The following is a 22,650-nucleotide window of genomic DNA, read 5'->3' as shown; positions in this document are numbered from 1 at the left end:
TAGGTACTATTCATGTTACATCAGTCAGGATTCATTTTACTTATCAGACTTTCTGAATTCAGTCACTTCCTGCACACTTACTGCGCTTGCACTGTTCCCAAAATTGGAACGGATATAAGTCAGGATATTGGCAACTTCTTCATCTTTCAGGAAATTATGGGCAGGCATCAGACCATTGTATGGTTTGCCATTAACAACAATTTCTCCGTTTAAACCCTTTAATACAACATTTAGAAGCTTCGTTTTATCGCCACTTACCCAATCAGTTCCTCCGAGGGGAGGGAAGCGGTTACCATCGCCCTTACCATCATTTTGGTGGCATGCTGAGCAATAGGTATTATAAAGTGCAGCTTCCGGTTTAATTTTTCCTTTTTCCAAATCGTCTTTAATTTTATCGGGTGTACGAATATGAGAAAGTAGCTTATGTTTTTCCATCGTTGAGAGTTGAGCATTTCCAAAGGTCTTTTTATTACCTTTAAACATCACCCGCCAGATACGTCCCTTCTCCGTTTCACTGATATATAATGAGCCGTCGGGGCCTTCAGCAATGCCCATTGGACGCAGCTTAGCATCCCTTACATTAACAATCGGGTCCACACCGGCGAATCCGTCTGCAAACACCTCCCATTCGCCCGAAGGTACCCCATTTTTGAATGGCACGAAAGCTACAAAATAGCCTGATTGTGGATAGGGAGCACGATTTGTTGATCCATGGAAAGCGATAAATGCCCCATTTTTATAACGCGCAGGAAACTGATTTCCCTGGTAAAAGTATAAATCATTTGGTGCCCAGTGACCAGGAAAACCGATTAATGGCTGCGCCAGTTCCCGGCCTTTTCCTTCTTTTTTTCCATCCCCTCCATATTCAGGAGTCATTAATTTTTTCTTCTGGATCTGATCATAATAATAATATGGCCATCCCGCATCATCACCTTCCTTAATTTTCAGGAATTCTTCTGAAGGTAGTACAGCACTTTCCCATGGGGTGTAAAGCTCAGGAAAGAGACGATGAAGATTATCCCGGCCATGCTGCACTACATACAGACTCTTATCTGCTTTATTCCAGTCCATAGCCACGATACTGCGTAATCCGGTAGCGAATAATGTTCCGTCTTTTTGAGTCAGACCGATTTTATTTGCATCAAAACGCCAGATACCGCCATGCTGCACCAGTTCAGGACAAGGAGTTATTCCCGGTTGCCCAGGTTTTCCTCCCGGAGTATTTGCCAGATCCATGCAGTTATTGGACGGAGTTCCGAATGGAACATACATAAAACCTTTATCATCAAATGACACAGGTTTGGTAATATGCCAATGTGCGCCATGACCGTGGTCATCGGTCAGAACAGTTTCCATCGGACTATCAGGAATCAGTTTGCCTGGAGTCAGCTTGCTTCTGTAAATAGCTAGCGAAGAGCTGTAATAAAGGTATCCCTTATGAATCCTCATTCCATTTGCTAAACTGCCAACATCTTTATAGTTACCAAAGTGCTGGATAATATCAGCCTTCCCATCATTATCAGTATCCCGCATAGCCACATTGCCACCCCTGGTTGAAAATCTGAGTTTTACATAGATATCGCCGTTGCTGTTTACAGCGAGGTGACGGGCAGGGCCTAAACTATCAACAACTACTACCGCTTCAAAACCATCAGGAAATGTTAGTCCGCCATTATCAGGGTCTGAAGGTGGCAAGCCGCCGGGATTTCTAAATAAAGTGAGACTAAGGATACTGATGATAAATAATAAGGAAATGGCATATAAAGCGGGTTTTTTAAGAGACTCGCCAATAATTTTTAGTATCATATTTTTAGGTGTTTTATATTTTGTTATTTTATTTTAACTTTTTCACAAAGCAAACACTATTCTCAATTCCGACATACTGTCCATAATTCGGAATAATATCATAGCCACTCTTTTTGTAAAGTCCAATAGCTTCAGCCTGTCTTTTCCCGGTCTCTAAAATGCATTTCTCAAAGTTCATTTCACTTGCCCAGTTCTCCAGTTCAAGCAGTATGAGGCCAGCAAATCCTTTACCCCTGTTTTCAGGAATGGTGAACATCCGCTTGATCTCCATTGTTTTTGGATCATATTGTTTTATTGCTCCACAGGAAATTGCGATGTTATTTTGGTACACTACGATAACATGCCTGATAAGGTCAACTTTATTAAACTGGGAATAAAATGAATGTTCTTCTCCATCTCTCACGGCAAGGTCTGCATCGAGATCTTTAACCAGCCTGATAAAATCTTTGTTGGCGGAATCTGTTCTAATTAAACTGATCATTCAATTTTTCGGATTCATTCAGACTAGTAGACAATTCTATTTTGTATGAATCAAACATACATAAAACAGTTTTTGATTTTTGTAACAAATACTGTGAGGAAATGGTCCCTAATGAAACTCTTTTTTCATAAAAGTGGCAATCTGCCGTTCATTCGAATCTTCGCTCTTAGACAGGGTTTCAATGATTCGTAGTTTCTCTGTTTCCGATCGATTTTGGCTTAATTTATCCTTTGCCTTTATATCTGTGACCACAATTTCGAATGCGACGATTCCTTTTGACATTTTTGACTTATACTCCTCAGGAAAATTATCCCATTGTTTTCTGTAAGTTGGTTCATAATTTTCTATCGTCGCTTCCAGAATCTCAGCTACCTTTTCACTTTCTGTAATCAGCGTCCCCTTGCCGTACGCATGAACCGATATGTAATTCCAGGTTGGTACATTAAGATCCTTATCATAATTAACCGGCGAAATATAAGCATGTGGTTCACTGAAAATTATTAGTACCTGGTTGTTTTCTATATCCTTCCAATGATCATTTGCTTTTGCAAAATGTGAGGTTAAAATGATCTGCTCATCCTTTACTTTTATTAGAAAAGGCAGGGGAGTGGCAACAGGTAAATTGTCTTTGGCACTGACAATATTGGCAAAACTAAATTGCTTCATAAAGTCAACAATCTCGTTTCTGTCTGTTAAGCGGTTAAATTCAGGAATATGCATTAAATGTATAATAGCAGGTTCAATAATTGTCTATTACCCTTTTTTCCTCCGGTCGGTGTTATTGCCGACCAGGAGATAGGAGAGTTATGGCACGGTGAAAACATTGACCAAAGTAGAACATTGTTCAAATATCCTTCTTAAATCGGGAATTAAATTTCGTGATATAAATCTGGTAATTATTTCATTATCATCAACGATCCCATTGTTTCAATACCCTCAAAGAAATTGCCTATGCGAATATTCTCATTTTCAGCATGCTGGTTATTATCATGATTAACAACCGGAACAGTGATGGTTTTCGCATTCAGGTGTTTTTCAAATAAATATAGCGGAAGGCTTCCACCCATTGTGGGTTGCAAAATCACTTGTTCCGGTGTAGTGGTTTTAAGAGCTGCCAGGAGCTTTTGAACGATGGGAAGATCCATAGTGGTTCGCTGGGCATTATAGCCGTCTTCAGGGCTTATTTTTATGATCTTTCCGTAATTCTTTCTTTCCTCATCTGTCGGCTCTTTTTCGGTGATGTAAAACCCCTGGGCTTTGATGTGACTGATTACTTTTTGTTGCTGTCTTCGCCAATCGTTACCCAGAACCAGTCTGAGGTCAAGCACTGCGCTTGCTGTAGCAGGTATTTGGTTCGTTGCCATTTTGCCTACATTGCCGCTCTGTAATCCGTTAATATTCAACGAAGGCAGATTAATCGCTTCACCCAAACTCGTTCCGGGCATTTCAACTGCGGAAATTCCCAGTTCATTTTTCATTTTTTCGTCAACCGAAGGTACTTCCTCCAATGCTTTTCTTTCAGTCGGACTTAATGCGATCACATCATCGTAAAATCCATTGATAGTTACCCGTCCATTCTCATCTTTCATGGTAGACAGAAGGCGCGCGAGCATCATGGCCGGGTTTGGTGCCCAATTGCCATACTGACCGCTGTGCAGGGGTCGTCTTGAAGCATAAACTGTCAGGTTCAAATGTGTATCACCGCGAACTCCGAAAACAACCTGTTTCCTTCCTGATTGATGGATAGGTCCGTCAGCAATGACCCAGAGATCCGATTGGAGTAAGGATTTATGTTTTTCAAGAATTTCATTCAGGTGGGTTGAACCAGCTTCTTCTTCCCCTTCAAAGAAAAATTTAAGATTGGAACCCGGGCTTAATCCACTTTTTATAAGCGCATCATAGGCATTCAGTATCGCGGCAACCCCGGCCTTGTCATCCGAAGCACTGCGGGCATAAATTCTCCAGTCACCTTCATATTTCCCATCAGACGGGAAGGGGATAGCCACGCCACCCTGGTGGATTGCTTTTGAAAAGAGCACCGGCTTAAACGCTTCCAGACCTTTTGACCATTGTGTGGGATCAACCGGCTGTCCATCGTAATGGGCATAAAAAACAAGGGTTTGAGTGGCATCAGGAACGATCACTTCCCCATAAACGGCAGGCGGAATTCCGCGTGTACTGGCTTCTAAAAGCTGCACGTTCCTGATTCCTCGCTTAGTCATCATTTCCATAATGAATGCAGCATTCCTCTTCAAATCAACAGGGTTTGCAGCCACATTTGGCAAAGCAAGAAATTCAGAATATTCAGAGATCATTTTGTCGGCATTCAACTGGATAAATTTCCGGATGCTCAGAACCCCGGGCGATTGCGCTGAAACTACCTGGCTGATCAGAAGGCTCAGGAGGAAAAAGAGGGAAGGTTTTTTCATAAAATTCATTCTTGTTTTTCCTCTGATCGGTGTTATTGCCGAACAGGAGATATGAGAGTACTTATGGTACGGTGATACCAAGCTCAAACTTTCTTGATCTGTGGCTTAATGCTTGTCAAATCAGCAATTTTAATAGGTTTACCACTATCGATGCTGTTTCTGGCTGCAATACCCGTCAGTATGGCCAAAGCGCCGTCACGCAAGCCGGCAGCCTGCCTGTGAGGATCGGTCTGGTTAGGTAAAAATATATGCTGCTTCATGCGCTCATCACCACCTCCATGTCCACCTTCGGTATTTGATATTTTGAAGATTTCACGTTTTCCAAAGTTGCTGGTCAGTTGGATTTCATCAAAACCTTCTTCTTCCCATGGTTGTCTTTCCTTAATCCATGCGTCTATTTTGCCCTTGGTGCCATTGAATGAAATACGGTAACCCTCATAGGGTGAATAGGCTGTTAATGAATAACTTACCTGGACTTTGTTTGCATATTTGATCTGAACTGCCATTTTATCAAAGATATCGATATCTTCCTTCCAGACACAGCCATCACGCAGGTAGCCATCATATTTTTCATTTTCAACATAGAGCTTCATCATGCCAGGGTTCTTGGTGATGTCCCAAAAGAAATCACAGTTTTTAGTATGCGGACAGGTACGGCAATGGGTATGTCTGAATGAATTATTCTTACCATAAAACTCCAATGCACCATAAGCGAAAACTTCTTCCGGATCTGAGTCAATCCACCAGTTTAACAGATCAAAATGATGGGATGCTTTATGTACCAGTAAGGATCCCCCCTTTTCACGCAGACGGTGCCATCTTCTGAAATATTCTGCCCCATGATTTGTATCGAGATACCAGTGGAAATCGACAGACGTAATTTTACCGATTGCATTTGAACGAAGCAATTCATAAATCTTTACCCGGTGCGGAGAATATCTATAATTGAAGGTCACCCGAACACTTTTACCGGTTCGTTTTTCGGCTTCCAGAATTGCCTGACATTTCGTTTCGTCGGTTGTGAGGGGTTTTTCCGTGATAATATCTGCGCCCATTTCCATCCCTTTGATAATGAATTCATGATGTGTATTATCTACAGTCATCACCATCAAAATTTCAGGCTTTGTTTCGCGCATCATTTTGTCAAAATCAGTAAAGGTGGGACAGCTTACTCCCATGCCTGATTTCATTAGCCTTAAACGGCCTTCATTGATATCACAAAGTCCGACGAATTCAACTTCATTTCCATACTTTTCAAGTACAGTTTTACTCCACATGCCGGTTGCCCTGACTCCTAGACCAACAATAGCGATTCGCTTCTTTTTTACCGGATTTAATAAAGTCTCAGCCGTAGCAGGTAAAATGGCAGAACCGGCAAGTACGGTACTTGTCTTAATGATAAAATTTCTTCTTTTCATATTTTTTCAGGTAGAATGGAACCATAAAAGATTCCTGATTTTGACAAATACTAAATTGTTCAAAAACAACCGGGAATCAAACTAAATTATTTTTTTGTTAAAGGATGAAATATTTGCCAGCTATGCCAGTATTCCTGATAAGCATTGAGTCTTTTAAGGTTTGATTTGGTCGAATCCAGCGAGATACCGATAAAATTATAACGGTTATTGGCTGTTATGAGGGTGTCATTACTCATACTAAATAATTGTCCGCTGTTCAGTCGTTCAAGAGCCACAAAACTCTTTTTGTCCCGGGATAGTATAATTGCTACCGGTTTACCACCCAGTTCATCATGAATAATTCCTTCCTTTTGCAGGCGATTCCAGTCGTAGGCCTTGCTTTCAGATCCACTCTCCAGTCCGATGACCCAGGATTTATCTTTCCATGATGCCTTATCTCTTAATGTTAATTTGCTTGTTGATGTCCCGGATTCATATTTACTCATCCCTTCATATTTTTCCTTAAATTTCTCGTCGGCCTGCATGATGAGTGTATTTGGATACAGTTCAATCCACTTTTCAAGAGTAGTTTGAATAGAGGGAATTTCAGGCAAATTTTTACCCTTCAGCGGACCTGCAACCGCCTTGCCGCTAACCTGCCGCCACCATGAACCGGTACTTTTATCTTCAAACATAGCATTGAAATGATCCATTCCAACGAGTCTGAATTCTTCGGGTTTACCTTCAATAAGAGGCTCAAAAACCCTTCCGGTTCGGCAGACTGTACAGTAAGTCACCATGATTGCTTTTCCCCCAATGCTATCACGTACCTGATGATGATAACCAAGGAACTGGATAGGGTAGGCCTTCGATTCACCATTTTGGTTAATACCTAAAATTAGACGGCCTGTTTCAACCTTGTTCTCTGTTGTTTTTTTAAATATTACAGAACCGGGCTGTTTGAACATACTATCAGCGGCCATAATAAAGTTGCAGGCAATTGCGATACCCGAAACCATTAAAATTGCTCCCGAAACCAGCCATTTTGATACGGAAAATGCATGTTTAATGCCCGCAAGAATCATCAGCATAAAAAGTATTCGGAATAGCCAGCGCCAGGAATAGAGGAAGTAGGCTGCATCCAAACTTTCCATTTTTTGACTACCGGGCATCGGCATGATGAAATACACATTGGCAATCTCGAATACAATCAGAAACAGAATGCCGAAATAAAATAGTTTCTTCATTGTTCAAAAATAATAATTAATACAGCCTGTTTTCATAGCTCTCCTGGAATCCTTGTTTAATCGATTCTTCGGTATATTCTGATGAATTGAGATGATCAGTTAAAATTGATGAAATCGATGGTAAGGAATCTTTTTTCTTCCATGAATCACTGTCCCATGCTTTAGATCTTATAAATGCTTTCGCGCAATGAATAAAGCATTCTTCAACCTGAACACCAATTCCCAGAACTGGCATCTTTTCATGGGCCTTCATTTTCTTAAGAATTTCTTCGTCTTTAATCACAAATGCCTGTCCATTAATTCTGAGAGTTTCACCAAGACCGGGTATGATAAACAGAATTCCAATTTTAGGGTTAAGTAAAATGTTTTTTAATGTATCAATTCTTCGATTGCCTGGTCTTTCAGGAATCACAAAATGGTTGTCATCTAAAACCAAAACTGAACCGGGTGCATCTCCACGGGGGGAAACATCGCAATTTCCTTTATCATCAGCTGTTGACAGGAACAATAAAGGGGATAGGGAGATAAAATTTAAACAATGTCTATCTATTCTGTTTATTACTTTTCTTTTTACAAGTTCGCTTGGATATCCCAGGATTTCCCTGATCTGGTCCTCAGAACTCAGAATTTCCTTAAATTGATTCTTCATATAGATTTTTAATTTCTGATTCTTTTTTTACCAAAATAATTTAGTTCTCCTGGCTTTGCTTAAACATTGAAAAGCTTTGTAATTATTTATTCTAATTTATATTAAAAAACTATTTTTTCTTTCCGGTTTATTCAATGGCTTATTTTTTAAATTTCCCGTAAACCGGCTGTCCTGCAAAAACATTATTCAGCGTTTTTCCATTTTTTAAAACGAATGCCCCATTTACCATAACATATTCAACACCTGCAGAGAATTTCAAGCCTTTCTCAAAATTTGCCTGGTCTTTTATAGTCCCAGGATTAAATATAGTGATATCAGCATCTGCACCTATTTGTATCCTTCCTTTAAAGCGCATCATTGGTGAGGTACCCTCCAGTCTTTTGGCAGGGAGTAAAGTCATTTTCCCGATGGCCTCATTTAAACTGAGTACTTTTTCTTCGCGTACATATTTACCAAGAACTCTTGAAAAGGTGCCGGCTGTACGCGGATGAGCCAATGCTGAATAGGGCATTCCATCCGAGGCGATCATTGCCCCGGGATAAGCAATGCCGGTTTTAATCCATTCTGGCTTCATCATATGAATGATCACAGTTCCTCCAGATTTGCGGTAACTGTCAAAGGTTTCTTTAGTCAGCCGCTCACCGTTTGCAACCCATTGCAGATCACCGTATGAAATTCCAAGCCTGCCCTGCCATCCTTCATCAAAAAAGGCACTATTTAACAGGGTCGATGCAGCAGTATAGCTGTACAGTTCAGTGCTGATATCCAGGCCTCTTTCGTTTGCTGAACTGATCATATCCAAAGCCAATTGAATTTGCCCGAGTGCCATGCTGTTGATATGAACAAGGTGTAAAGCAGCACCTGTAATTGCTGCATTTGATATTGCTTCCTGAATCGACAGGATGTTCGGTTCGCGGACATGTGAAAAAACCAGTAAGTTCAGTTCAGCTGCCAGTTGAAATATCCTGAATAATTCTTCAGATTTTGTCTTAGGCAGATAGCCAACAGGAATTCCTATGCCAATTCCTCCGGCATCGAGTGCTTGTTTAATGTTATTAATGGTTTTCTGCATTTCCTCCTGACTGAGATTATCGGTATATGAAGGACCAATGATCTTAAAAAGTGTCTCCAGACTTGATTCACCACTAAGTGTAGTTTGTATAGATTCTTTTAAATTTTCCTTGTATTTGTCCATGGCTTTGAATCGCTCAAAGGGCCAGTTTACGCTTGCACCATAATTGATTAATGCCCTGGATTTTCTTGTAGCATACCATTCTTTTAAATTCTCTATTCCCCATTCCAGTTCCAGTGCAGTTGTAACGCCATCGTGCAATTGGTATTCCTGAACCTGATTGTTTCGTCCATGTACATGCAAGTCGATGAAACCAGGTGAGACAACTAATCCAGCCACATTGATATTCTCTTTACCTTTCAATGGAATAGAAGATATCTGCGCAATGCGGTTATTGATGATTCCTATATTTTTGATTGTATCCAGTTTGGTTTCAGGGTCAATTACTCTACCACCTGTGAGGACAATATCATAGACAGTTTCTGACTGTGAGAATGCAGAATTGAGGATACATAAGTTTATTGAAAGAATTAGAATACCTGTTTTTAAAAAATGAATTTGCATAATTTAATTTAGCTGTATAAAGATCTCTCTCAATGTATTATCAAATATAAAAGAAATGGTGTTCGAACAAAGTCTGCATCCTCTTTTGAATATCACATAATAGAGAAATTGATCTATTGACTAGATCTGGGATTTGAATTCACTAAGCCCTTATTGTCAGGATTCAGTTTTTTTACTGTCAGCTAATTTATAAGCCAGATAAGCCATTGGAATATAGGCTCCAGCTATATCCAGAATACTAAACCATAGTGGAGAGGGGAGCAAAATAACATTAGTTATACCGCCTGCCAAAAAGAGAATACCGATACCCATAGCAAATTTCATCTGATGACTGGCAGCAATTTTTGCAGCCAAAAATGCACCTGCAAAAGTCCCTAATGCATGTGCCAGAAAGGGCATGAGAAAGTGTTTGGGCTCGAACAAATGTATACTTGCCCTCAAACCTTCCATTGTGGTCACGTCTGCTCCATTTGGTGGTGGAATAACAGACCCACTGATCATAATAATTCCTCCATTCAGCAGGCTTCCACATAGAAAACCTGCTATAACAGCAATAATGTTTTTAAAAATTGGATTCATTTCTGATTTTCAAATGTTACCGTTCAATTAAATTACAAAATAAATTTAATTAAAAGTATTTGAAAATCAGAAGATTGTAAATTGTGAAAACAAGTGTTTGCTTTTTTAAGCCCGAAGGTTTATCCTGATCAGTGCTTTTTTACTCTTTCAATTTCGCGATTGATACGCTTATTTATATCAATCTTAGCTCCGGAAAAAACATAAATTCTAGTCCTGTATTCCCTTGCGTATCGGTTTGTTATAGAATCCGCTAAAGAAGATTTATTAAAATAGGGGCTGCTGGTTTTGAGTTCAGTTTCAATTTCATCAAATTCCTTAATCCGAATAAGATTGGAATAACTTTGTTCAAGATCGAACCAGTAGAGATAATCGGCATTGAATGAAACTGCCCTGAGACCTCTTTTCGTGTAGTAATTAATTGCACCAGCCTGGCCGTAGTTGTCGCACAAAACCAATGTGTGTTCAGCATCAGGAACTAATGAGTATAAGCTATCTGTTTTTCGGGCTAATTCTTTCCATCCCTGCATATCGGCATAGTCTTGTGGTAAGGCATGATTTTTACCGTCTTCCCAGCGCAGCTGCCCTGATTCCTCATATCGCTTTGGATTTTGAACAATGTATTCCGGACTTTTATTGGGGAATGCGAGTTTATAAAGCGGGATAAAGAATAATATTGGAAGTGCCAGCACAATTGTCTGAAGGTATTTCAGGCGATTTGTACTGAGTAAATTACCAAGATATACAGCCCCCAATGCGATATAAATTGGATATAGCCCTATAGCATAATAGGCTTTAGCCTTCAGCACTATGAATATTGATAGGGTAAAGAGCATAGACCAAAACAGGAATCTGAATTTTCGATAGGGCTGAAAAATGTGCAAAGCAATTAAACCCGCGGCAATGGTAAACATTGACCCCGTGAAGAATAGCATTTGATCCTTTAAGAAATCCAATCTGTTTACATTAACCAATTGGGTTTCGGCTAGTTCTTTCATGTGAGCAAAAACGGGAAAATCATTTTCATATTGCCATAAAAGGTTTGGAAAGATTAGGATTAAGCCCAGAAAAACAGAAAAATAGAAGTCCCTTTTCCAAAGCAATTTTCGCTCTTTACTAAGTAAAATCGCAGGAAATATGCCTGCCAATAAGAATATAATATTGTATTTGTTTAAAAAGCCAAGTGCAAAGATTATTGCTGCATAATACAGCCATTTCCGATTTTCAGTATTAACATAGCTAATGATCATGAAATACAAACTGGTCCAGCATAATACATCAAATGAATTGGGCTGATGCAGCATATTCACCCTTAATAAGGCCGATATTAAAACTCCCGTTGCTCCAAGGCATAATGCAAATAGATTACCCTTGAGTTGTTCAATACATTTCCAAACCACCAATAAAGTCAAAGCGCCGAAAAGTGCCGGAAAGAATTTTACCCAAAACACACTGCCTCCGAGCAAAAATATTAGTCCTGAGAAAACTGAGCTAAGAGGAGGGACAGAACGATAACCCCAGGCCGGGTGATGAGCCTGATCGAGATGCAGAAATTCATCTCTGTGCAATTCATATTCAGGGCTGATCAGGAAATATTGCAGGAAAAATTTGAGTACAATAAAGCCGATTAAAACTAAATTCCTTTGCTGAAAGAGTTGCTTCATGAAGGAATAAATTTCTTAAGCTTTCTTTACAAATTCAGATTTTAAAGCCATAGAGCCAAATCCATCAATTTTGCAGGATATGTTATGATCACCATCGCTGAGGTGAATATTTTTCACTTTTGTGCCTGCCTTGATCGGTTTAGGTGCTCCTTTAACGGGAAGATCTTTGATGATGATAAGAGAATCGCCATCCTTTAACTCATTTCCATTAGAATCGAGCACTTTAAGTGTGCTTTCTGATTCAAGGGGCTCTTCAGCCGGATCCCATTCATGGAAACATTGTGAGCAAATCATCAGGTCTTGATCCTGGTAGGTAAATTCAGATTTGCATTTAGGGCAGGGACTGCTATCGCTCATAATTTTTTTATTTATGCGGCAAAGTTAAAAAAACAGCTAAGATTCCATCTTGCTTAAACTTAAAAGCATTAGCTGTATTTCAAGATGTTTTAGAATAGTTCTGATGAAATATTCTAAACAAAAAACCTGCTTATGCACTTACAATTTGTTTAACACCAATTTGATAAGTGGTGGGCGTAAAATTAAACTGCTTTTTATTTTATTACAATATCAACAGGAATAAAATCCGATAGTTTTTATCGATTCTTGGTATACTTTAAAATGAAATCAACAATGGGTTTCGGATCTTTCAGACTGTGCGGATGGTGCCCAATGCCTTTCTTAACGATCAGTTCGATTTTTCCACCTGCAGCGCGATAAATTTCAGCCAGTTTGAGACTGTTTTCTTCAAAGGGTACAACCGTGTCAGCATCCCCGCAAACACTTAAGATGGGAATTTTAGCCTTTGCAAGCATCAGGCAATTATTCAGGGGGATTCCTTTAAAATCCCGTACTGACAATTCGGTCAGACTATAGGCTTTCAGGCATTTTTCCCAATCGTTTTTTGATCCCTGGCCTTTCCCCAATCCGCCCGGCCAGCTTTTAATATCACAAACCGGTGCATCCACATAAATGCAAAATACTTTATCTGAATTTTCGGATGCCCAGTTAAAGGCATCCAATCCACCTCTGCTCATGCCTTCGAGCACAGTTTTTTTATTTAAACCGAAGTTTTTAACCAGGAAATTATAGAAATCACTTAGTCTGTTGAGGGCTACTGTATTTCCGTACAAATCTACCACATCCACATAAACTACATGGAAGCCCTGGTTCAATAAGGCTATATCAGTTTGAGGTTCATGTGCCCAAAACTGGGTACGCCATATCCAATTCTTTGAGAGATTAGACTTTTTTGGAAAAACAATTTTGGCATCAACTCCATTAAATTTAAACTCTATGATTTCAAAGCCATTCCATTTGTTTTGGACTCCTTTGGTTGCAGTTAATGTAGAAATATTACTGCTCTGCTTAAGTATCGGCTTTGGAGCAGATAATCCTGGAAATACAAGGCTCACAATAATTGTAAAAATTAAAATTGGTTCGAATGTTTTCGGGTTTAAATTTCTCATTCTTCTTTTTAATTTCAGTCGGTTACGAAGAATCAATTTAGGAATTTAATGTCATATTAAACAGGTCCGGACACTCCTGATTACTGTCTATTGTTGATATAGTCAAAAAGCGGACTCGGATTCAATTGGGTATGCCAAGATCTATTTTGACCCGAGTTGATATAAAATCTTTCAGGACTAATTTGATTGAAGATTTTTTTTTGTTTTGGAAAGCAAGGTCTGTGATTCTTTGGTCGTGAAAGTCCCGTGTTCGGCTTAGTTTTTTGCAGCAGTTTTATATCCATGATGAAATCCCGTATTGCAAAAAATCTAGAGCTGCCCCCCCCTTAGGTTTATTTCAAATGGCTGATGGTACTATTGCCGGGCCGTTCCGATGAAAAACAGCCCCGGCTAAAATAAACCTTGCCGGAGGAGGTATCTTCCGGCTATTCGTAATTTGAACCAGAACGCAATTTCTTGCCGGAAATACTCCAAAGGAAAGGGCTGAACCAGCCTATAACACACTGCTATTGGTTTCTAAAATCAAAGCATTGTGGCTCCAAAGCCTTATCTGACCAATTATAACCGTATTTTTTATCTTCCTTATACCGATCTCAGGTTATTTTAATAAGGTTTTTATCAAATCAAAATAGCTTTGATTATTATTCTTAACCCAGACGAAATATTTTTTCTGCCAGCTTTGAGTTTTCTCTGCCTGTTTATTTGAAACCATGTCCCATGGGGGATAAACCCTGATACCTCGTTTTCCTCCTTCGCCATTTTGTGAGATTATTCCCTTACTCAGAAGAACTGTTTTCGGAAAAATGAACAGACCGAAATTATCATCTTTTCCCGATGAAATAATGATGAAATCCATCTCCTCAGAACCATCGAATGGCTGGGTTATTCCTTCTTTATTTCTTCTCCAGATTGTCACAAATTGTCCTGTTTTTGACGGTGTGATTTTGGATGCCCGATATTCGATTATTTTTCCAGCCAGTTCATAAGAACAAGCGCTATAACCACTTCCCTCAGTATGAATTAAAAGGTTCTTCAGCTCATACCCGCATGGATCATAGACCAATTCTTTAGCAGATTTTAAATCGCTGTATAAAATGTTGATTTGCTTAAAGACTTTTTCCCCTGCATGATTCAGAGTCTGTTTTTGCGTTGTCAGAAATGATTTGTTTTAATTGTTTGAGAAAACGTGATTCTAATCTATAAATATTCTCCCTGAAATCTTATTGATAACAGAGGGCAAGTTTTGGTATTTACAATTCGTTTTTACCCTGCAGTATACATTTTCTCAATTTTGCAGTCAAAACGCCCCTGACAGCATCATCTTTAGCGGGTTTGCTATTCCTGACATTGCTGTAAATTTTATAGGTTTCTGTGCGTTCGAGATGCTTCTCTTCCAAAACTTCAAATTCAGGAAAGTATTCCCTGACAAAATTCCAGTTCATGGTTTGCGGCTCTGTTAATGTTGGCATGGTATGAATATCTACAAGCAGTAAAAATAAACCATCATTTTTTAAGGTTCTCTTAATTTCCTGACAGGCAAGTTCCATATTCTCAACATGATCCAGCGAATTGAACGAACAAATAACATCGAAATAATTGTCGGGAAAGGGGATGTTCTCAACATAGGCTTTAACATAGCTCATCTTATGCTCCTTTGCACCCATTTTGAGATATTGATCAGCCAGTGGATCCATGCCTATCCTCTCTTTTGCCATATCGGCCCATTCTAAAGAACCTCTCGGACCACAACCGATATCCAGAATAGTTTTGTCTTTATAAAATTCTTCAGGGATAGAAAAATTATCAGTATAAAAATATTTGTAGTGAGAATTCTTAGTAAGATTTTTAGAAAACAGCTTAACTGTTTTCCAATAGCACAACTCAAAAAATTCTTTAAAGGATAATGAGCCTGAATCTGCGGCTGACTTTGAATTCATGTTTTTTACTGAAATATATGGACGAAGGTATTAAAAGGATTTGTTTAAGTTATGCATGACATCAATTCAGCTGCATCCTTATTAAAATCGTCTTATGATGATGACTCCTGCAATTACGAGCAAAACTCCAATCATTTTCATAAAACTAATTGAATTTTGCTGAGCCACCATTATGTTAAAATGTTCCAGTAAAATCGAAATGATCATTTGGCCAGCTACTACCAGTCCGAAAGTTAATCCCGGGCCTAGTTTTGGAAAGGCTAGTATAATTACAGTGACATAGAATGCAGCTAAGAGACCTCCGATCCATACATGAGCAGGCACCTCTCTGACACCTGCCCATGACATGGATTGTTTTGTTATTAAGATATAGGATATAAGTCCCAGGGCTCCGATTACAAAGGATAACATAGAAGCATACACCGGACTTTCAATCGCTTTTCCCAGTTTGGCATTTAATCCGGCCTGAATGGGTAATAATGCTCCGGATAGGAATGCCAAAGCGATCCAAATTATTTTATTCATGATGGTTAAATACAGGTTTTTATAAAAATACTGTTGTTAAATTGTTTTTTATAAATCCTCTGCTTTTATTTTACCGGATCATAGGCAAATATTTTTCCCTGTTTTCATAGATTACCCACAGATTAATTGCCATTAATACGATAGCCATACCTAAACCGGCAGGCATAATGATGATATGTGTCAGCAGAATTCCGACCATTACCGGTAAAATTACCAGAGCCCCTAATGCTCTGGTTTTGGGAATGATGAATAGAATACCTCCGAGTATTTCTTCGGCACCAACCAGCGGCAGGAGCCAGCCTATTTCCATGAAAGCATCGTTGATTTTTTTCATGTTTTCGGGTAAATCCTCCGGGACAGGAATATAGTTCAGGAATTTGTTTAGACCTGCGTTAATGAGCATGAGTCCGGTAAGCAGACTTAGCCCAAAAATGATTTTCTGTTTCATATTGATTTAATTTGTTTTTTAGGTCCCGCATGTGCGGGATTGCATGAACTTAGATTCACATCTAAATATCCGGGATTAACTCAAAATACTCAATTTTCCGAATTCTAATTTATTGTGAAACCAATTGATTGCAAATATATATGCAACTGTTCGGTTTCGCAAATTTATTTTATTTTTTAGAATCAGGTATTAAGAGTCAGGTATGAGGCATCAGGTATCAGCAGGGATTCTTTATTTCCAATTTCCAATTTTCTATTCCCTTTTAGCACTCAACTTTCTCTAGCTCATAATCCTTAAATATTGCACAAAAGGGCCAATATCTTCCTTGTAGTGTTTAGCCATTACTCTTGAGATTTGTGCAATATGGCTCAGGTCATGCGCTACCCAAGTTGCCAGCACTTGCCTTAAGCTTACAGCGCCAAATGCGGGATGATTTCCAGTCATGTTGAGATCACTTTCTCTAATTTCCAGGCTTTTTAATTCCTCAAGATTAGCTTCTCTTAAGCTGGCAAATTCCAGAATTAAATCATTTATTGATTTTCCCTGACTGGTTTTGAATTGGGCAAAGCGGTCAAAGGCTTCAAAGTTTTTATCTGTTTTGTCAGAAAGAATAATTTTAGTTCTGGTCATCCAGTCGGTTTTTTCACCCTGAATTAAATGACCAATAATATCAAATACCGACCAGGTTTCAGGGCCTTCATTACATTGCACCCAGTCGGCAGACAGGTTATAGAGCATTGATGAGAGAACATTTGGAGTTCTTTCGAGTATAGCAATGGTTTTGGGTATAGAAAATGACATCTCTTAGAATATTTAATGGTTCAATTTTTTCTGATTTTCAGTTCAGATTGCGTTTTTTAGAATACGGTAAAAACTCTTCCGTGAAATGTTCCTGGTGTTTATCCAGGGAAAATTTAGCGGCATTGAAGGCTTTTGAATCTCCTTTAGCAATAGAAAGGGTATTCCAGTTTTGGGCACTCATTTTACCAATAAACACAATCTGACCAATATGGTAGGGGTAATGGGCCATTTGCCTGTTAATAGCCTCCATCACAGAATGTCCCTGGTTACGGATGTAAATCGTTTTATCAAGATCCTCCTCCTTCAGGGATTTTAGGGTGTCTAAAAATACAGCCCAGCCTTCATCCCATCTTTTTAGTACCTCTTCTTTTGAGTTCAGGTTGTTTTCAAATTCTGCATCCCTGTCGCGCCATTCCTTTTCACCGTCGGTATTCATAAAGTCGGTCCAGCGGCTCATTTGATTACCCCATAAATGCTTTACCAGTATGGCGATACTATTACTGTTTTCATTGTATTGCCAGAAAAATTTTTCATCGCTGATTTGGGAAAAGGTTTTTTCTCCGAGTGATTTATAATACTCAAACTGTCTGATTACGCTGTCTAAATAGCTTGCTTCCATTGTCTGATATTTTGTTGTTTTAAAGATTTAACCCTTTCATCGAATAACATATTATCTGGCAAGGGATAATGAATAGATTTAAAGAAGTCCATAAACTCATCCGAATGCTGGTGACTTCTCTTCGTCTGAAGATTATAATGTGCCTGTTTTGACCACATGACTGCCTTGATGATCGTTTTATCCTTATCCCACATCAATGCTTCAAGGAGCAGGGTCTTTTCATTGAATGAAAGTAATCGGGTTTGTATGGTCACCGTTTCCATAATTTCTGCAGGAACGATATAGGAAATATTATTCTGTGCAACTACCCATGTCAGACCAGTTTCCTTTACCATTTTATGAATGTCGATATCATAATATTTTAGGAGCTGATCCTCACGGGCATTGATGATGTAATCAATGTATTTGGAGTTGTTTAAATGATTAAAAGGGTCGCAATCGGGAAAACGGACCAGGGTCTGACTTTCAACTTCTTTTTCTAACGTTAGTGTTTCCATATGTTCCTGTTTATAAAAATTTTATTACGGTGTTTATCCTATTTTTAAAATATACCGTTCGGTATATTTTAATTTAAAAAAAATTAAACCTTTAAGTTTTTGATCATGTCTTCGAGAAAACTCAAACTGAAGTTTAGCTCTGTTAATTGGCCGGTAAGTTTTGCCTGCATAACAGCACCTTCAATCAGCGACATCAGAATTGCTGTAAATTCGGGGGCATTGGTGCAGGGATTAATTTCCTTCGTTTTGATCCCTTTTTTAACCAGTAGTTCAATCGAAGTTTTCCATAGTTTAAGTGCTTTGACTGCTTTTTCCCTGAGCAGGGGATGGGTATCATCAGCTTCAGCAGAGGTATTTAAAAGCGGGCATCCGGCTTCGAGGAAGGGAAGAGTGAACAGGTCGCGGTAAGTTTCGGGATAAACCAAAAGCTTATCTATACAGCCTGTGCGTATTGCCGTTTTTTCCCTGATATAGGTCACCACTTTCCCGAAATTATAATCAAATGCAGCCAGGGCAACTTCATCTTTGTTCTCAAAGTTGCCATAAATACTCCCCCTGGAAAGCCCGGTTGCATTCATCAAATCATTGATCGAAGTCCCTGCATATCCCTTTATATTAAATACCGGGGCGGTTTTTTCAACAATGTACTGTTTGGTGCGATCGGCTTTTGATTCTGATTTGTTCATTATTAATACAAATATATAATAAAATATACCGATTGGTATATTTTATTATTAAATTCTAAAATGGTAAATCATTATTAGAATTGGATTTGCATATTTAGATAATGAACCTGCTGTTTGGGATGTTCCGAAGGGCATCCCGAATATGCAGATAATGCGTGTTTCAAACCCGCATTGTTCAGCTTGAGGGTATTTAAAACAAACCCCATTAAACTAACAATACCTAAGATTGGGGAGGAATATTAGAAACAATCACTTAACGATTAATCTGGATTTAGAGAAGATTAATTGAATATATTTTGGAGTATTTGATTAGAAATCAAATTTATCTATGCGTTCGACATGCCCTGCGGAACATGTCGAACAGCAGAGTAAGTCTAATTGTAAGCTTGAACCAGCACTTCCGTTGGAATTTTAAGCTTATCATTTAAGAGCCTGATCATTTCCAGCGTCAGTTTCCTTTTTTTGTTTAGTATTTCGCTAGCCCGGCTCTTCAAACCAATAAGCTTCACCAAGTCTGATTGAGTATATCCCATTTGTTCCATTCGAAACTTTATTGCTTCAATCGGATCCGGGAACCCTATGGGAAAGTGTTCATCCTCATACTTCTCAATCAGTATACCCAGTATTTCCAATTCATCACCCTGAGCTGAGCCTTTCTTTGAATCAAAGGTTAATTCAAGTCGTTCAAGTGCATCCAGGTAATCGTTTTCTGTTTTTATTGGCTTAATGGTCATATGAATTAAATTTTTGCTGCATCAATTTTGTCGTATTGGGAATGAGTTCCAATAAAGCGGATCCAAACCATCTGGTAATCATAATTTATTCTAACTATCAATCTGTATTTGTTTCCTTTGATATTGAAAACAACCCGATTATCCTTTAAGAAACTAGCACTTGGGTATTCTCTTTTTATGTCTGCAGGAGATTTCCAAATAACATTACTCGTTTCCCGAAACCAGGAAATCAATTGCTGCTGACTGTCCATATGCTTCTCCCAAAACTCCCGCAATATTTTCTTTGCAATTATTCTCACATGCTAATCTTTTGACAAAGATACAAAAAGTTCCCAAATTGGGAATCATGTTAAATATATTTTGTTTTGGGGATTTTTAATAGAAATCAAATGTATCTAGCTGTTCGACATGCCCTGCGGAACATGTCGAATAGCAGACCCGTCACTAATAAAAAAAGCCCCGTCCCCGGAGCCTTCTAAATATTTTCATTTTAAATCTTATTTCAAGTCCTTACTCCATGGTACCCCAGCCATCCCATTCAAGTCCCAAACAATCCTTCCTGCCCGGATAGTCATTTCAGCCTGAAATTTTTTATTGCCTTCCAGCTTAAAATCGGCAGCATCAAGAAATCCAAATTTGCCATCCAGAACTTTGATTATAGCAATATCCGCAACTGAGCCTACACTCAGGTTACCCAGATCGGGGCGTTTGATAGCAGTAGCGGCTCCCCAGCTTGCCCGCTGAATTATATCTTCTGTCTGCATGCCCATGTTCAGATATTTCGACATCAGGTTCAGCATATCCTTCATGCCCGAATTGACACTGTTATGGTGCATGTCGGTTCCGAAAGTATCGGGAGCAAGGCCTTGTTTTACCGAGGGTACTGCCTGGTTAAACCAGAAGCCAACACCACCATGGCCCACATCAAATAAAATTCCCTTTTTGCGGGCATCCAGCACAAATGGCCGGACTTTTCCGTTCTCATCTACCACAGGCATACGTTCTGAAACATTCTCATAGGCATGGGTGATAATATCACCGGCCTTCATGTGGTTTAGTTGATCTTCGAGCGAAAACTCAGTGATATGGCATTCCACGAAAAGGGGACGATTATTGGTATGCGCCAATGAAGCGGCAGCATCAAATGGCTTCCAGTCCTTGCCTGAATAATGTCCAATCTTTACTCCGACAATATTATCCGAATATTTTTTGATCGTTTCATCTGCTTTTTCAATTTCCAGGGCCTGCATATTTTCCTGTTCTGCAGCTGTACCCACCATCCCCGGTGCGAATGCATTCAGATAGGCAAGCACACGCGTGCGGGAACGGTCGATGATTTGCTCCTTAAACAGGGGGAAGGTTTTATAACCCGATGTTCCTGCATCTACCACAGTAGTAATCCCGGCACGAAAAGTGAAATCATCGGGTTTTACACTGGATGAGCCATGCCCGAAACCAGGATTCGGTCCGGTGAAAACATGGGTATGGATATCGATTAAACCCGGACTCACATACATCCCGCTTACATCCACTACTTTTTTGGCTCCGGCTACTGGAATATTTGGTGCAACTCTCAGGATTTTGCCATTGCTTACTGCAACATCCATTTTCGCACTTATCTTATTTTTGGCGTCAATTACATGTCCGCCTTTCAGTAAAATGTCGATTTCCTGCGCAATTGCAAATTGTGCGGAAACAGACAGGCAGATCGCGAATAATACGGATCTGCCTGCTTGTATGAACTTATTCATATTCATTATTATTTTGCTAATGGGGCACTCAGTGCGTTCAGGTCCCAAACTACACGACCATTGCGTAAAGTTAATTCTGCTTCCAGTTTTTGTTTTCCTCTCAATGCCATTCCGCTTGCATCGATGTATCCAAAGTCGCCTTCTCTGAGTCTGAATACCGCAATGTCAGCTTCGCTGCCAACACTCAGGTTACCCAATTCGGTACGTTGAATTACTTTGGCAGGATTCCAGGTTGATGCTGCAATTACATCTGCCAAAGGCATACCTAAGACCAGGAATTTGGAGGCAAGGTTAGCCATATCTTTGAAACCTGCGTTCATACTTCCGGTGTGAAGGTCAGAACTTAAAACATCCGGATGGAAACCCTGCTCCATTGCAGGAACCGCCTGGCTCCAGTTGAAGCTTCCTCCACCATGACCTACATCGAAAATCAAGCCTTTTTTGCGGGCTTCCCACACAAATGGCTTTACTTTTTTGGTTTTAACATCAACAATAGCTTGTTTATGCTCAATCATTTTTCCACTTCTGTCAAATTCCTGATCGTAACGATAGGCATGGGTTAAAATGTCGCCCGGGCGTAAATGTTTTAGTAGTAAATCTTCAAGCGGAAGGGGAGGAAGTGATTTTCCGAAATCCACCATCACCGGAATGCTGGCAATTCTGCCAGCTTCTACTGCTTTATCTGTCGGATTCCAGTTGTGGCCGATATAATGTGCCAGCTTAATTCCAACGACAATATCCTTATTCTTAAGTGCAATGGCACCAGTGAGTTTGGCATCCATGTCGGTTTCATCCTGCTCATAGGCCTCGGTGCCACGCATTCCCCCTCCTACAATATTCATGAATGCAAGTACGCGGGTTTTAGAATGCTCAACAATGTTCTTTCTAAATAATTCAATGTTTTTCCATCCCGCACCACCGGCATCTACAACAGTAGTTACTCCCGCACGAAAAGTGAATCCATCTGGTGGAAGAGCATCCAGACTATTGCTTAAGTAATTATTCTCAGTACCGTGAAATACGTGTCCGTGAATATCAAGTAGTCCCGGTGTTACATAAAGTCCGCTGACATTGACTATTTTTTTCGCTGAACTCGCCGGAATATCCGCTGCTACACGAAAAACTTTACCGTCTTTAACGGCCACATCCATTTTGCCGTTAATTTTGTTTTTGGCGTCGATCACATGTCCGCCCTTGAGCAGTAGGTCAATTTCCTGAGCCTTAACACTTGTCGCAAAAAAGGCGATTAGTAATAAAAGCGACAGGCTCTTTGTTGTTTTTAAAAAGCTTTGCATTCTTTT

Annotated in this window: 24 protein-coding genes; all 24 read right to left on the bottom strand. The window is 39.5% G+C overall.

Annotated elements, in window-relative coordinates:
- Positions 1 to 36: 36 nt before the first annotated feature.
- The 24 genes from Q8M41_RS14020 to Q8M41_RS13905 all read right to left on the bottom strand — a co-directional run bounded on the left by Q8M41_RS14020 (position 37) and on the right by Q8M41_RS13905 (position 22,644).
- Positions 37 to 1,806 (bottom strand): c-type cytochrome, encoded by a 1,770-nt coding sequence (locus Q8M41_RS14020; RefSeq protein ID WP_305365909.1) that lies wholly within the window; start codon positions 1,804 to 1,806, stop codon positions 37 to 39.
- A gap of 28 nt (positions 1,807 to 1,834) precedes the next feature.
- Positions 1,835 to 2,287 (bottom strand): GNAT family N-acetyltransferase, encoded by a 453-nt coding sequence (locus Q8M41_RS14015; protein WP_305365908.1) that lies wholly within the window; start codon positions 2,285 to 2,287, stop codon positions 1,835 to 1,837.
- Between the two features lie 108 nt (positions 2,288 to 2,395).
- A complete protein-coding gene (locus tag Q8M41_RS14010; RefSeq protein ID WP_305365907.1) occupies positions 2,396 to 3,007 on the bottom strand; it encodes an FMN-binding negative transcriptional regulator in 612 nt (203 codons plus the stop codon).
- Between the two features lie 176 nt (positions 3,008 to 3,183).
- Positions 3,184 to 4,716 carry a M20/M25/M40 family metallo-hydrolase gene (locus Q8M41_RS14005; protein ID WP_305365906.1) on the bottom strand — a complete coding sequence of 511 codons (1,533 nt, stop codon included), beginning with the start codon at positions 4,714 to 4,716 and terminating at the stop codon, positions 3,184 to 3,186.
- Between the two features lie 83 nt (positions 4,717 to 4,799).
- Positions 4,800 to 6,134: a Gfo/Idh/MocA family protein gene (locus Q8M41_RS14000; RefSeq protein ID WP_305365905.1), complete on the bottom strand. Its 1,335-nt coding sequence runs from the start codon at positions 6,132 to 6,134 to the stop codon at positions 4,800 to 4,802.
- 86 nt (positions 6,135 to 6,220) lie between these two features.
- Positions 6,221 to 7,360, bottom strand: coding sequence for a DUF3179 domain-containing (seleno)protein (locus tag Q8M41_RS13995; protein ID WP_305365904.1), 1,140 nt, complete (start codon positions 7,358 to 7,360; stop codon positions 6,221 to 6,223).
- Positions 7,361 to 7,376: 16 nt separating this feature from the next.
- Positions 7,377 to 8,009, bottom strand: a complete 633-nt coding sequence (locus Q8M41_RS13990; protein ID WP_305365903.1) for a pyridoxamine 5'-phosphate oxidase family protein — start codon at positions 8,007 to 8,009, stop codon at positions 7,377 to 7,379.
- Positions 8,010 to 8,148: 139 nt separating this feature from the next.
- A complete protein-coding gene (locus tag Q8M41_RS13985) occupies positions 8,149 to 9,645 on the bottom strand; it encodes an amidohydrolase family protein (protein ID WP_305365902.1) in 1,497 nt (498 codons plus the stop codon).
- Between the two features lie 156 nt (positions 9,646 to 9,801).
- Positions 9,802 to 10,224 carry a hypothetical protein gene (locus Q8M41_RS13980; RefSeq protein WP_305365901.1) on the bottom strand — a complete coding sequence of 141 codons (423 nt, stop codon included), beginning with the start codon at positions 10,222 to 10,224 and terminating at the stop codon, positions 9,802 to 9,804.
- Positions 10,225 to 10,352: 128 nt separating this feature from the next.
- Positions 10,353 to 11,885, bottom strand: coding sequence for a glycosyltransferase family 39 protein (locus tag Q8M41_RS13975; RefSeq protein ID WP_305365900.1), 1,533 nt, complete (start codon positions 11,883 to 11,885; stop codon positions 10,353 to 10,355).
- Positions 11,886 to 11,900: 15 nt separating this feature from the next.
- On the bottom strand, positions 11,901 to 12,242 hold the full coding sequence (locus Q8M41_RS13970) for a zinc ribbon domain-containing protein YjdM (RefSeq protein ID WP_305365899.1): 342 nt from the start codon (positions 12,240 to 12,242) through the stop codon (positions 11,901 to 11,903).
- 236 nt (positions 12,243 to 12,478) lie between these two features.
- Positions 12,479 to 13,351, bottom strand: coding sequence for a S9 family peptidase (locus Q8M41_RS13965; RefSeq protein WP_305365898.1), 873 nt, complete (start codon positions 13,349 to 13,351; stop codon positions 12,479 to 12,481).
- 598 nt (positions 13,352 to 13,949) lie between these two features.
- The gene (locus Q8M41_RS13960) at positions 13,950 to 14,414 is read right to left on the bottom strand and encodes a MepB family protein (RefSeq protein WP_305365897.1); all 465 of its coding nucleotides are present in this window, start codon (positions 14,412 to 14,414) and stop codon (positions 13,950 to 13,952) included.
- Between the two features lie 187 nt (positions 14,415 to 14,601).
- Positions 14,602 to 15,288: a class I SAM-dependent methyltransferase gene (locus Q8M41_RS13955; protein ID WP_305365896.1), complete on the bottom strand. Its 687-nt coding sequence runs from the start codon at positions 15,286 to 15,288 to the stop codon at positions 14,602 to 14,604.
- 81 nt (positions 15,289 to 15,369) lie between these two features.
- A complete protein-coding gene (locus Q8M41_RS13950; RefSeq protein WP_305365895.1) occupies positions 15,370 to 15,813 on the bottom strand; it encodes a DMT family transporter in 444 nt (147 codons plus the stop codon).
- Positions 15,814 to 15,883: 70 nt separating this feature from the next.
- Positions 15,884 to 16,261, bottom strand: a complete 378-nt coding sequence (locus Q8M41_RS13945) for a DoxX family membrane protein (protein ID WP_305365894.1) — start codon at positions 16,259 to 16,261, stop codon at positions 15,884 to 15,886.
- Positions 16,262 to 16,540: 279 nt separating this feature from the next.
- Positions 16,541 to 17,062: a DinB family protein gene (locus tag Q8M41_RS13940; protein ID WP_305365893.1), complete on the bottom strand. Its 522-nt coding sequence runs from the start codon at positions 17,060 to 17,062 to the stop codon at positions 16,541 to 16,543.
- A gap of 37 nt (positions 17,063 to 17,099) precedes the next feature.
- Positions 17,100 to 17,681, bottom strand: a complete 582-nt coding sequence (locus Q8M41_RS13935; protein ID WP_305365892.1) for a DUF1572 family protein — start codon at positions 17,679 to 17,681, stop codon at positions 17,100 to 17,102.
- Entirely contained in the window at positions 17,663 to 18,178 is a 516-nt protein-coding gene (locus Q8M41_RS13930) for a thioesterase family protein (protein ID WP_305365891.1), read from the bottom strand. Before Q8M41_RS13930 ends, Q8M41_RS13935 begins: the two co-directional genes overlap by 19 nt.
- Positions 18,179 to 18,261: 83 nt before the next feature.
- Positions 18,262 to 18,864 carry a TetR/AcrR family transcriptional regulator gene (locus tag Q8M41_RS13925; protein WP_305365890.1) on the bottom strand — a complete coding sequence of 201 codons (603 nt, stop codon included), beginning with the start codon at positions 18,862 to 18,864 and terminating at the stop codon, positions 18,262 to 18,264.
- 374 nt (positions 18,865 to 19,238) lie between these two features.
- On the bottom strand, positions 19,239 to 19,598 hold the full coding sequence (locus Q8M41_RS13920) for a type II toxin-antitoxin system HigA family antitoxin (protein WP_305365889.1): 360 nt from the start codon (positions 19,596 to 19,598) through the stop codon (positions 19,239 to 19,241).
- Between the two features lie 5 nt (positions 19,599 to 19,603).
- Entirely contained in the window at positions 19,604 to 19,897 is a 294-nt protein-coding gene (locus Q8M41_RS13915; RefSeq protein ID WP_305365888.1) for a type II toxin-antitoxin system HigB family toxin, read from the bottom strand.
- Between the two features lie 198 nt (positions 19,898 to 20,095).
- Positions 20,096 to 21,349 carry an amidohydrolase/deacetylase family metallohydrolase gene (locus Q8M41_RS13910; RefSeq protein ID WP_305365887.1) on the bottom strand — a complete coding sequence of 418 codons (1,254 nt, stop codon included), beginning with the start codon at positions 21,347 to 21,349 and terminating at the stop codon, positions 20,096 to 20,098.
- Between the two features lie 8 nt (positions 21,350 to 21,357).
- Positions 21,358 to 22,644, bottom strand: coding sequence for an amidohydrolase/deacetylase family metallohydrolase (locus Q8M41_RS13905; protein WP_305365886.1), 1,287 nt, complete (start codon positions 22,642 to 22,644; stop codon positions 21,358 to 21,360).
- Positions 22,645 to 22,650 lie beyond the last annotated feature (6 nt).

It is taken from the genome of Daejeonella sp., assembly GCF_030684675.1.
GTDB lineage: Bacteria > Bacteroidota > Bacteroidia > Sphingobacteriales > Sphingobacteriaceae > Daejeonella.
The sequence above is the reverse complement of the archived record's forward strand: the minus strand, read 5'-3'. Positions and strand labels throughout refer to the sequence as shown.

Excerpts from the sequence above, each read along its gene's own strand:
- Q8M41_RS13930 (WP_305365891.1), bottom strand. The coding sequence starts at position 18,178 with ATGGAAACACTAACGTTAGAAAAAGAAGTTGAAAGTCAGACCCTGGTC.
- Q8M41_RS13920 (WP_305365889.1), bottom strand. The coding sequence starts at position 19,598 with ATGACCATTAAGCCAATAAAAACAGAAAACGATTACCTGGATGCACTT.
- Q8M41_RS13980 (WP_305365901.1), bottom strand. The coding sequence starts at position 10,224 with ATGAATCCAATTTTTAAAAACATTATTGCTGTTATAGCAGGTTTTCTA.
- Q8M41_RS13935 (WP_305365892.1), bottom strand. The coding sequence starts at position 17,681 with ATGGAAGCAAGCTATTTAGACAGCGTAATCAGACAGTTTGAGTATTAT.
- Q8M41_RS13945 (WP_305365894.1), bottom strand. The coding sequence starts at position 16,261 with ATGAAACAGAAAATCATTTTTGGGCTAAGTCTGCTTACCGGACTCATG.
- Q8M41_RS13975 (WP_305365900.1), bottom strand. The coding sequence starts at position 11,885 with ATGAAGCAACTCTTTCAGCAAAGGAATTTAGTTTTAATCGGCTTTATT.
- Q8M41_RS14020 (WP_305365909.1), bottom strand. The coding sequence starts at position 1,806 with ATGATACTAAAAATTATTGGCGAGTCTCTTAAAAAACCCGCTTTATAT.
- Q8M41_RS14000 (WP_305365905.1), bottom strand. The coding sequence starts at position 6,134 with ATGAAAAGAAGAAATTTTATCATTAAGACAAGTACCGTACTTGCCGGT.
- Q8M41_RS13910 (WP_305365887.1), bottom strand. The coding sequence starts at position 21,349 with ATGAATAAGTTCATACAAGCAGGCAGATCCGTATTATTCGCGATCTGC.
- Q8M41_RS13995 (WP_305365904.1), bottom strand. The coding sequence starts at position 7,360 with ATGAAGAAACTATTTTATTTCGGCATTCTGTTTCTGATTGTATTCGAG.
- Q8M41_RS13950 (WP_305365895.1), bottom strand. The coding sequence starts at position 15,813 with ATGAATAAAATAATTTGGATCGCTTTGGCATTCCTATCCGGAGCATTA.
- Q8M41_RS13990 (WP_305365903.1), bottom strand. The coding sequence starts at position 8,009 with ATGAAGAATCAATTTAAGGAAATTCTGAGTTCTGAGGACCAGATCAGG.
- Q8M41_RS13925 (WP_305365890.1), bottom strand. The coding sequence starts at position 18,864 with ATGAACAAATCAGAATCAAAAGCCGATCGCACCAAACAGTACATTGTT.
- Q8M41_RS13985 (WP_305365902.1), bottom strand. The coding sequence starts at position 9,645 with ATGCAAATTCATTTTTTAAAAACAGGTATTCTAATTCTTTCAATAAAC.
- Q8M41_RS14005 (WP_305365906.1), bottom strand. The coding sequence starts at position 4,716 with ATGAAAAAACCTTCCCTCTTTTTCCTCCTGAGCCTTCTGATCAGCCAG.
- Q8M41_RS14015 (WP_305365908.1), bottom strand. The coding sequence starts at position 2,287 with ATGATCAGTTTAATTAGAACAGATTCCGCCAACAAAGATTTTATCAGG.
- Q8M41_RS13905 (WP_305365886.1), bottom strand. The coding sequence starts at position 22,644 with ATGCAAAGCTTTTTAAAAACAACAAAGAGCCTGTCGCTTTTATTACTA.
- Q8M41_RS13940 (WP_305365893.1), bottom strand. The coding sequence starts at position 17,062 with ATGTCATTTTCTATACCCAAAACCATTGCTATACTCGAAAGAACTCCA.
- Q8M41_RS13970 (WP_305365899.1), bottom strand. The coding sequence starts at position 12,242 with ATGAGCGATAGCAGTCCCTGCCCTAAATGCAAATCTGAATTTACCTAC.
- Q8M41_RS13955 (WP_305365896.1), bottom strand. The coding sequence starts at position 15,288 with ATGAATTCAAAGTCAGCCGCAGATTCAGGCTCATTATCCTTTAAAGAA.
- Q8M41_RS13965 (WP_305365898.1), bottom strand. The coding sequence starts at position 13,351 with ATGAGAAATTTAAACCCGAAAACATTCGAACCAATTTTAATTTTTACA.
- Q8M41_RS14010 (WP_305365907.1), bottom strand. The coding sequence starts at position 3,007 with ATGCATATTCCTGAATTTAACCGCTTAACAGACAGAAACGAGATTGTT.